The sequence below is a fragment of the Mycobacterium sp. TH-M116 genome (assembly GCF_057473685.1).
In genome coordinates, this window is record NZ_JBYCLC010000353.1 from 1 (window position 1) to 10,088 (window position 10,088).

The 10,088-nt window shown below is 70.6% G+C and carries 8 protein-coding genes and 1 pseudogene; 3 read left to right on the plus strand and 6 right to left on the minus strand.

Annotated features, from left to right (window positions below; genetic code table 11):
• The 6 genes and pseudogenes from AC2VOK_RS18080 to fadD8 form a co-directional block, all read right to left on the minus strand.
• Positions 1-1,027 (minus strand): inorganic phosphate transporter (locus AC2VOK_RS18080; RefSeq protein WP_428901696.1); only part of this gene is annotated, 1,027 nt, incomplete at its 3' end.
• A 97-nt stretch (positions 1,028-1,124) separates the two neighbouring features.
• Positions 1,125-1,532, minus strand: a complete 408-nt coding sequence (locus tag AC2VOK_RS18085) for a VOC family protein (protein ID WP_428901697.1) — start codon at positions 1,530-1,532, stop codon at positions 1,125-1,127.
• Between the two features lie 32 nt (positions 1,533-1,564).
• A complete protein-coding gene (locus tag AC2VOK_RS18090) occupies positions 1,565-2,461 on the minus strand; it encodes an SDR family oxidoreductase (protein ID WP_428901698.1) in 897 nt (298 codons plus the stop codon).
• A gap of 54 nt (positions 2,462-2,515) precedes the next feature.
• Positions 2,516-3,430, minus strand: coding sequence for a 1,4-dihydroxy-2-naphthoyl-CoA synthase (locus AC2VOK_RS18095; protein ID WP_428901699.1), 915 nt, complete (start codon positions 3,428-3,430; stop codon positions 2,516-2,518).
• Between the two features lie 53 nt (positions 3,431-3,483).
• Positions 3,484-3,591, minus strand: a pseudogene (locus AC2VOK_RS18100) (deazaflavin-dependent nitroreductase); the annotation flags it as partial.
• Between the two features lie 110 nt (positions 3,592-3,701).
• Complete coding sequence (gene fadD8, locus AC2VOK_RS18105; RefSeq protein ID WP_428901700.1) at positions 3,702-5,303, minus strand: fatty-acid--CoA ligase FadD8; 1,602 nt, start codon at positions 5,301-5,303, stop codon at positions 3,702-3,704.
• A gap of 66 nt (positions 5,304-5,369) precedes the next feature.
• Between fadD8 and AC2VOK_RS18110 the strand changes: the two genes are divergently transcribed.
• From AC2VOK_RS18110 to AC2VOK_RS18120, 3 genes are all read left to right on the plus strand, one after another.
• Positions 5,370-6,971: an amidohydrolase gene (locus tag AC2VOK_RS18110; RefSeq protein WP_428901701.1), complete on the plus strand. Its 1,602-nt coding sequence runs from the start codon at positions 5,370-5,372 to the stop codon at positions 6,969-6,971.
• Entirely contained in the window at positions 6,968-7,963 is a 996-nt protein-coding gene (locus tag AC2VOK_RS18115; protein ID WP_428901702.1) for an o-succinylbenzoate synthase, read from the plus strand. The genes AC2VOK_RS18110 and AC2VOK_RS18115 overlap by 4 nt, the downstream gene beginning before the upstream one ends.
• A 411-nt stretch (positions 7,964-8,374) precedes the next feature.
• On the plus strand, positions 8,375-10,088 hold a 1,714-nt coding region (locus tag AC2VOK_RS18120; protein ID WP_428901703.1), incomplete at its 3' end, for a PE family protein.

Below are 10,088 nucleotides of genomic sequence, written 5' to 3' on the forward strand. Positions count from 1 at the left end.
CGAAGCCGATGATCGCGCCGGGGTATCCGCCGATGAGGTGGACGATCCAGTAGGTCACCGCGCCGACGAGCCCGGCCAGCGGGAGGGTGACCAGCCAGGCGACCACCATCCGGCCGGCCACGCCCCAGCGCACCTCGCCGCCCGGCTTGCCCAGCCCGCTGCCCAGCACCGAACCGGTACACACCTGCGTCGTCGACAGGGCGTAGCCGAAGTGCGTGGACATCAGGATCACCGCGGCCGAGGACGATTCGGCGGCCATGCCCTGCGGCGACTGGATCTCGACCAGACCTTTGCCCAGCGTGCGGATGATCCGCCAGCCGCCCAGGTAGGTGCCCGAGGCCATCGCGACGGCGCAGCACACGATGACCCACAGTGGCGGCATCGCGGCGCTGGCGCTGATCGACCCGTAGGAGATCAGCGCCAGGAAGATGATGCCCATCGTCTTCTGGGCGTCGCCGGTGCCGTGCGCCAGGGATACCAGTGAGGCCGAGCCCCACTGGCCGTAGCGGAACCCGGCCTCGGTGCGCTGGGCCCGGACACCGCGGGTGACCCGGTAGACCAGCCAGGTCGCGATCGCCCCGACGGCGATGGCCAGGATCGCGGCCACGACGGCCGGGATGAGCACCTTGGACACCACGCCCTTCCAGAGCACTCCGTGCCCGCCCACAGCGGCGATCGTGGCGCCGACGATGCCGCCGACCAGTGCGTGCGAGGAACTCGACGGGATGCCGAGCAACCAGGTCATCAGGTTCCAGACGATGCCGCCGACCAGGCCGGCGAACACCAGCTCCAGCGTCACGATGTGCCCGTCGATCAGACCCTTGGCGATCGTGGCGGCGACCGCCGTGGACATGAAGGCGCCCGCCAGGTTGAGCACCGCGGACAGCCCGACGGCCACTTTGGGCTTGAGCGCGCCGCTGGCGATCGAGGTCGCCATGGCGTTGCCGGTGTCGTGGAAGCCGTTCGTGAAATCGAAAGCGAGTGCCGTGATCACGACGATGATCAAGAGGAACAAATTTATGTTCACAGCGCCTGATTCTGGTGGTCGGGAGATTGCATTGTCGAATGCAGCAAGACCGCGAACGCGGATTTACCGTGAACCGTCGCCATAAGTTGCCTCGCAGTTAACCTGGCGTGGGCCCGCGTTCACCGCGGGTGTCGCGACGAAGGGGATGCTCAGGCGGGATCTCGACGAAGATCAGGGTGATGCCGTCCGGGTCGGTCACCTGCATCTCGTGCAGGCCCCACGGTTCTTCGCGGGCCTCGCGGGCAATCGCCACCCCGCGCCCCCGCAGCTCGGCCTGGGTCTGCGCGAGGTCGCGGACCTGAAGCCACAGGGCACCGGGAAACGGTCCTCGCGAATGGTCGGGGGAGCCGTAGCCGGCCAGTTCGAGCAGCGACTGCCCGGCGAAGAACACTGTGCCGCCCCCGTAGTCGCGGAAGATCGCCAGACCGATCTGATCCCGGTAGAAGCTCAGCGATCGCGCGTAGTCCACCGGCCGGAGCAGCATCCGGCTGGCCAGGATCTCCATGGCGTCGTGTCTATCAGCGTTGACCGGCCGGCTCAACTGTCGGCCGCGCGGTTGGGCTGGAGGCGCTGCCGTTGCATGAGCGCGTTCACCCAGCGGGGGCCGATGGTGTCGAGCGCTTTGGCCGCGATCGCCATCCGCGGCGCGATCCGCACCGGCCGGGTGCGCGCCGCGGTGATCATCCACTTGGCGGCCTCGGCCGACGACAGGGCGGGGACCCCCTGGTAGGCCTTCGTCGGGGCGATCATCGGCGTGGCCACCAGCGGGTAGTACAGGGTCGTCGAGTGCACTCCCTTTCGGCCCCACTCGGTCTCCACCACCCGGCTCACCATCGACAGCGCGGCCTTGGAGGCGTTGTACACCGCGAACAACGGGGAGGCCTCCGAGAGGACGCCCCACGTCGAGACGTTGATGACGTGGCCGTCGCCGCGCTCGAGCATCCCGGGAGCCAGCCCGCGGATGAGCCGCAGCGGCGCGTAGTAGTTGAGCACCATGGTCCGCTCGACGTCGTGCCAGCGCTCCAGCGACTCGGCCAGCGGCCGGCGAATGGACCGGGCGGCGTTGTTGACCAGGATGTCGACGCCGCCGAGGCGCTGCTCGACGTCGGCGACCAGTGCGTCGACAGCGTCCATGTCCGAGATGTCGCAGGGCATCGCCAGCGCGGTGCCTTTGGCGGCGGTGATCCGCTCGGCGACCGCGTCGAGCAGCTCGCGGCGACGGGCGGCCACGACGACGGTGGCTCCGAGGCGGGCGAACTGCTCGGCGGCGGCCTCCCCGATGCCCGAGGACGCCCCGGTGATCAGGATCCGCTTGCCGGCCAGGTCGATCGGTTTCATCGCGGGCCGGTTGACCAGCACCTGCGGCGAGGCGGGCGGCCGCATGGTCGCCAGCACCAGCTGGTCGGTGAAGCGGCGTAGCGGGCTTGTACTCATCGTGGGGAGTCTAGGCGGCACGGTGTCGGCGTCCGGTGGCCCGCTCAGAAGTACCTAGAAATACCGGGGGAACGGGCTCCAATCGGGCGGGCGCTTCTGCAGGAACGCGTCGCGGCCCTCGACAGCCTCGTCGGTCATGTACGCCAGCCGGGTGGCCTCCCCGGCGAACAGCTGCTGGCCGACCAGCCCGTCGTCGAGCAGGTTGAACGCGAACTTCAGCATGCGTTGCGCCTGCGGCGATTTGGCGTTGATCTCGGCCGCCCACTGTAGGGCCACGCGCTCCAGGTCGGCGTGGTCGACGACCTCGTTGACCGCGCCCATGTGGTGCATCTGCTCGGCGGTGTAGGCGCGGCCGAGGAAGAAGATCTCGCGGGCGAACTTCTGGCCCACCTGGCGGGCCAGGTACGCGCTGCCGTAGCCGCCGTCGAAGCTGCCTACGTCGGCGTCGGTCTGCTTGAACCGGGCGTGTTCGCGGCTGGCCAGGGTGAGGTCGCAGACCACGTGCAGGCTGTGACCCCCGCCGGCCGCCCACCCGTTGACCAGGCAGATGACCACCTTGGGCATGAACCGGATCAGCCGCTGCACCTCGAGGATGTGCAACCTGCCCGCGCGCGCCGCGTCGACGGTGTCCGCGGTGTCCCCGCTGGCGTACTGATAGCCGCTGCGGCCGCGGATGCGCTGGTCGCCGCCCGAGCAGAACGCCCAGCCGCCGTCCTTGGGCGAGGGGCCGTTGCCGGTCAGCAGCACCACGCCCACGTCGGGAGACATCCGGGCGTGGTCGAGCGCGCGGTACAGCTCGTCGACGGTGTGCGGCCGGAAGGCGTTGCGCACCTCGGGCCGGTTGAACGCCACCCGCACCGTGGCGTCGGTGACGTGGCGGTGGTAGGTGATGTCGGTCAGGTCGGCGAACCCGGCGTCGATTTCCGAGACGGGCCGCCACGCCTGCGCGTCGAACGGATTGTCACTCATAGCGGATCGAGCCGGAAGACGTCGCAGCGCCCGGCCGGCGCCGGCCGCGGGGCGACCCGGCTCTCCCCACCGAAGCTCAGCCCCAGCCGCGCCATCAGGATGAAGACCTTGTTCGCCGGCGTCAGCCACCGGGGCGGCTTGAGGGCTGCTGCACCTGCCATGCCTGACACAGTAGTCAGGCGTCTGGCGCCTCCAGGGTCTCGCCGTCGAGTGTCACACCAGAGTGACCTCGACCGTCGAGTGCCACGCTGGCGTGACGCTCGGCAAAGGTTCAGCCGACTGCGCGGCCGGCGCCGTCCCAGAACCGGGCCCGCACGGCCTTCTTGTCCGGCTTGCCCAGCGCGGTCACCGGCACCGACTCGACGACGATCACCTGCTTGGGTGACTGCACCGAACCCTTGCGCTCCTTGACCGCGGCCTGGATCTCGACCGTCACCCGCGCCACCGACTCCTCGTCGCAGGGATGGTCGGGCCGCAGCACGATCACCGCGGTGACGGCCTCGCCCCACTTCTCGTCCGGCGTGCCGATCACGCACACCTGCGCGACGGCAGGGTGCTCGGCGACGACGTCCTCGACCTCGCGCGGGAACACGTTGAACCCGCCGGTGACGATCATGTCCTTGACCCGGTCGACGATGAACCAGAAGCCGTCGGAGTCCTCGCGGGCCATGTCACCGGTGTGCAGCCAGCCGTCGGAGAACGTCTTGGCCGTCTCCTCCGGCAGGTTCCAGTAGCCGCCGGAAAGCAGCGGCCCGGACACGCAGATCTCGCCGACCTCGCCTTGGGGCACCGGGTTGCCCTCGGCGTCCAGCAGCGCGGTGCGGGCAAACAGCGTCGGCCGCCCGCACGAGGTGAGCCGCTTCTCGTCGTGGTCCTTCTTGGCCAGATACGAGATCACCATCGGGGCTTCGGACTGGCCGTAGTACTGGGCGAAGATCGGCCCGAAGCGGCGGATGGCCTCGGCCAGCCGCACCGGGTTCATCGCCGAGGCGCCGTAGTAGACCGTCTCCAGCGAGGACAGGTCGCGGGTGTGCGAGTCCGGGTGGTCCATCAGCGCGTAGATCATCGACGGCACCAGCATGGTCGCGGTGATCTGCTGCTCCTCGATCACCCGCAGCACCTCGGCCGGGTCGAACTTGGTCAGCACGACCAGCTCGCCGCCCTTGATGATCGTCGGCACGAAGAACGCCGCCCCGGCGTGCGACAGCGGGGTGCACATCAGGAAGCGCGGGTTTTCCGGCCACTCCCACTCGGCGAGCTGGATCGTGGTCATCGTGGTGATCGACTGCGCGGTGCCCAGCACACCCTTGGGCTTGCCGGTGGTGCCGCCGGTGTAGGCCATCCCGCCGATGTGGTCGGGCGGAAGGTCGACCGCCACCAACGGCTTCGCCGCATACTTCGCGGCCTCGGCCACCAGGTCCACCGCGGCATCGCCCAGCGACTCGGGGACCGGGCCGATGGTCAGGACCCGCTTGAGGGCGGGCACCTTCTCCAGCAGGCCCAGCGCTCGCTCGACGAACATCGGGGTGGGGTCGATGATCAGCGACGTCACGCCGGCGTCGCCCAGCACGTAGGCGTGGTCGTTCAGGGAGCCCAGCGGATGCAGTGCCACCCGCCGGTAACCCTGCGTCTGGCCGGCGCCGATGATCATCAGCACCTCGGGCCGGTTCAGCGACAGCAGCCCGACCGTCGCGCCGGTGCCCGCACCGAGCGCCTCGAACGCCTGAATGTACTGGCTGATGCGCTCGGCGAGCTGACCACCGGTCAGCGTGGTGTCGCCGAGATGCAGCACCGGCTTGTTCTTGTTGCGCTTGAGCGCACCGACGGTCAGGTGTCCGGAATGAATGGGATGGCGCAGCAGATCATCGCTCATGGGTCAAGACTAGAACGTGTTGCAATTCCGGTCGGCCACACCCTTACGGCACTACGATTCCTGCACATGGCGCACGCTGATCTGGTCTTCACCGGAACCGTACTGACCGTCGACGAGTCGCGGCCCACCGCCGAGGCGCTCGCCGTCGCCGACGGCCGCATCGTCGCCGTCGGGACCCGTGCCGAGGTGGCCGCGCTCGTCGGCGCCGGCACCGAGACCGTCGATGTCGGTGACGGCTGCGTCATGCCGGGATTCGTTGAGGCGCACGGTCATCCGCTGATGGAGGCACTGGCGCTGTCGGACCGGATCGTCGACATCCGGCCGGTGACGCTGCGCGACGCCGAGGACGTCGTGACCGCGGTGCGCCGCGAGACGGCCGCCAGGGGGGCGGCCGGCGCCTACCTGAGCGGGTGGGACCCCCTGCTGCAGCCCGGCCTGCCGCAGCCGACGCCGGCCTGGCTGGACGACGTGGCGCCGGACGGGCCGCTGGTCATCATCCACAACTCCGGACACCAGGCCTACTTCAACCATGCCGCCGCCGAGCGCGCCGGGCTCACCCGAGGCACCCCCGACCCGAAGGGCGCCCGCTACGGCCGCGGCCCCGACGGCGAACTCGACGGCAGCGCCGAGGAAATCGGCGCGGTGTTCCCGCTGCTGGGTGGGGCGATCGATCCCGGCAGCTACCCGGCGATGCTGCGCGCCGAATGCGCCCGGCTCAACCGCGCCGGGTTGACCACCTGCTCGGACATGGCGTTCGACCCGCAGTTCGCGCCGCTGCTCGAACAGGAGCACGACGCGCTGACGGTGCGGCTGCGCACCTACGAGATGTCCACCCCGCAGCTGTCCACCGCGGCGTCGCCCGGGCAGGGCGACGACATGGTGCGCCAGGTCGGCATCAAGATCTGGGTGGACGGCTCGCCGTGGATCGGCAACATCGCGCTGTCCTTCCCGTACCTGGACACCGCCGCCACGCGCCTGATCGGCGCCGCGGGTTCCTGCGGGCACGCCAACTACACCCGCGAGCAGCTGGCCGAGATCGTCGGCGCCTATTTCCCGCTGGGCTGGCAGATGGCCTGCCATGTGCACGGCGACGCCGGCGTGGACACCATTCTCGACGTGTACGAGGAAGCGCTGCAACGCAATCCGCGGCCCGATCACCGGCTGCGCCTGGAACACGTCGGCGCCATCCGGCCCGACCAACTCCGTCGCGCCGCCGGCCTCGGCGTCACCTGTAGCATCTTCGTCGACCAGATCCACTACTGGGGCGATGTGCTCGTCGACGGGTTGTTCGGCGAACAGCGCGGATCTCGTTGGATGCCTGCGGGTTCCGCGGTGGCGACCGGCATGCGGATCTCGCTGCACAACGACCCGCCGGTCACCCCCGAGGAGCCGCTGCGCAACATCAGCGTGGCCGTGACTCGCACCGCGCCGTCCGGGCGGGTGCTGGGGCCACAGGAGTGCCTCACCGTCGAGCAGGCGATCCGCGCGCAGACCATCGACGCCGCCTGGCAGCTGTTCGCCGACGACGTGACGGGCTCGATTGCGGTCGGCAAGTACGCCGACGTCGTGGTGCTGTCGGCCGACCCCCGCACGGTGCCGCCGGAGCGCATTGCCGACCTGGAGGTGCGCGCGACGTACCTGGCGGGCCGCCGGGTTTACGGCCGGTGAGGCCGGCGCTGGCAGACCTGCTGGACCGGCTGCATGTCGTCGCGCTGCCGATGCGGGTGCGGTTCCGCGGCATCACCACCCGCGAGGTCGCGCTGATCGAGGGCCCCGCGGGGTGGGGCGAGTTCGGGGCGTTTCTGGAGTACGAGCCCCCCGAGGCCGCGCACTGGCTCGCCTCGGCGATCGAGACCGCCTATCGCGAGCCGCCGCCGCCGCGGCGCGACCGCGTGCCGATCAACGCCACCGTGCCGGCCGTGCCCGCCGCGCAGGTGGGCGAGGTGCTGGCCCGTTTTCCCGGGGCGCGCACCGCCAAGGTCAAGGTCGCCGAGCCCGGGCAGACGCTAGGTGAGGATGTCGCACGGGTCAACGCCGTGCGCGAACTCGTCGCGACCGTGCGGGTGGACGCCAACGGCGGCTGGACCGTCGAGGAGGCCGCCGAGGCCGCCACCGCGCTGAGTGCCGACGGCCCGCTGGAGTACCTCGAACAACCCTGCGCCACGGTCGCCGAACTCGCCGCGCTGCGCCGGCGGATCGGCGTGCCGATCGCCGCCGACGAGAGCATCCGCAAGGCCGGCGACCCGCTGGCTGTGGTCCGGGCCGGCGCCGCCGACATCGCGGTGCTCAAAGTCGCCCCGCTGGGCGGGATTTCGGCCCTGCTGCGGATCGCCGCGCAGATCGACGTACCCGTCGTGATCTCCAGCGCGCTGGATTCGGCGGTGGGCATAAGCCACGGCCTGAGCGCCGCGGCGGCGCTGCCTGTCCTGCGCCACGCCTGCGGGCTGGGCACCGGCGGGCTGTTCGTCGAGGACGTGGCCGAGGTTGCCCCGCCGGTTGACGGTTTCCTGCCCGTCGCGGCGGTCACGCCGGAGCCGGCGCGGTTGCGGGCGCTGGCCGCGCCTGCCGAGCGGCGGCGCTGGTGGGTCGATCGGGTCGAGTCGTGTTACCCGCTGGTTAAGCAAATGTGCACGGCCTCAAAGGGATTCGTGCAGGATTGAACCACGCCTGATCCCGGCGACCAGGGTGCGGCACCGGCACCGCGCCGATCGTGGCCGACTCGGAGATCGAACGAGTGTGGCCAGGCCCGGTGCCCCGTGGGCGCGCGCAACACCGCTCACTGTGCTGCGTCGTCATCGCCATGGCGACCGGACCGCGTCGCCCAAGCCCTGGTGCTGTAGCGGTACGCGCTCGGGGCGTTGTCAAGAAACAGTGATCGTTGGTAACCGGGAATTTTCCAGTTTTTCTTACGAAACATCCCGCAGTAGTTGACATTTCATCTCAGCGAAACCTTCTGGACCGCCGTTGCCGGAACACTGCCCATGTCGAGGTTTTCGATCCGCCGTCGCGTGGCAGCGCACCAGGGGCGCGGCGTCTCTGCGGGTCACGTTTCGTGTCGGGGGGGATGCGTCATGTCGTTGATGGTTGTTGCGCCGGAGTGGTTGGCTGCGTCGGGGTCGGAGTTGACGGTGGGTGCGGCGCAGATCGAGGCGGCGTTGGCGCGGTATGGGGGGTCGATCGCGGATGTGCAGGCGGCGGCTCAGGATGAGGTGTCGGCGGCGGTGGCGCACTTGTTCGGGGCGCAGGGGGCGCAGTTCGGGTCGTTGACGGCGGCGGCGACGGAGTTTCATCAGCGGTTCGCGGCGGCGTTGAACGCTGGGTCGTCGGTGTATGCGGGGGCGGAGGCGGCCAACACCAACCCGCTGGGGGCGGTGGAAAAGGATGTGCTCTCGGCGATCAACTATCCGACCAGTTTTCTTTTGGACAGGCCCCTGATCGGTAATGGCTATAACGGGGTCAACGGTACTGGTGAGGCTGGTGGTGCCGGGGGGATCCTGTGGGGCGATGGGGGTAATGGGGGATCGGGGGCGGCCGGTGAGGCTGGGGGTGCTGGCGGGGCGGCGGGGTTGTTCGGGTTTGGTGGGGCCGGTGGTGCCGGCGGTGTGGCCGTTGGTGGTGGTGTTGCCGGTGCTGGGGGTGCCGGGGGTACGGGTGGGTTGATTTTCGGCAACGGCGGTGCCGGGGGTGTCGGCGGTGATGGCGGGGCTGCCGGGATGGCCGGGGTTGGTGGTGCTGGTGGTCGTGCGTGGCTGCTTGGTAGCGGGGGCACCGGGGGTGCGGGTAGCGACGGCGCGCTGGGTAATACGGCGTCGTCGCTGACGGTCAACGGCGGGGCTGGAGGTAACGGCGGGGCCGGGGGCGCCGGCGGGTTTTTCTTCGGGGCCGGGGGCCTCGGTGGTAACGGTGGCAACGGCGGTGACGGGGGCGTCGGGCAGGCCGGGGTGGCCGGGGTGGACAGCGGGGTCGGCGGGGCCGGAGGTGACGGTGGGGCCGCCGGTGACGGTGGGGTCGGGGGGAGTGGCGGATTCCTGTTCGGCCACGGAGGTTCAGGTGGTAACGCCGGAATGGCGGGTAGCGGTGGGGCCGGTGGCGCCGGTGCCACCGGTGCGCCGGGCGCCTTCGCTGCCGGCGGGACCGGCAATGGTGGCGCTGGCGGTGACGGCGGGGCTGGCGGGATTGGTGGGCATGGTGGTGATGGTGGCGCCGGTGGTGGTGGCGGATATTTCGGGGCATCTGGTGGGTTGGGCAACGCCGGCAGCGGCGGCAACGGTGGCGCTGCCGGGGCCGGGGGCGACGGCGGGAACGGGGCAGCTGGCACCGCCGCGCACCCTGACGGTGGTGCGGGCGGTCACGGCGGGAACGCTGGTGCCGCAGGAATCGGCGGTGCGCCCGGGACCGGCTTGAACACCGGATCTGACGGGCTCCACGGGGCCGGTGATGTCGCTGGCGGTGATGGTGGGGCTGGTGGCGCCGGCTACAGCCCGACCACCGCGGGTGCCAGCGGTGGTGACGGCGGTAATGGTGGGGCGGCCGGGACTTACGGGGTCGGTGGTGCCGGCGGGGCCGGTGGTGACGGCGCGGCTGGGGCGACGCCGACCACGGCGGGCACGGTGGGTCAGACCGGTGGTTCGGGCGGTGCCGGTGGTGTCGGTGGTGCAGGTGGCACGCTGGCTGGTGATGGCGGGGCTGGTGGTGCCGGGGGTAATGCGGGTGCCGGCGGGAACGGCATCGCGGGCGCGCCCGGGGTGGCCGGGATCGACAACGGCGCCGGCAGTGCCGGCGGTA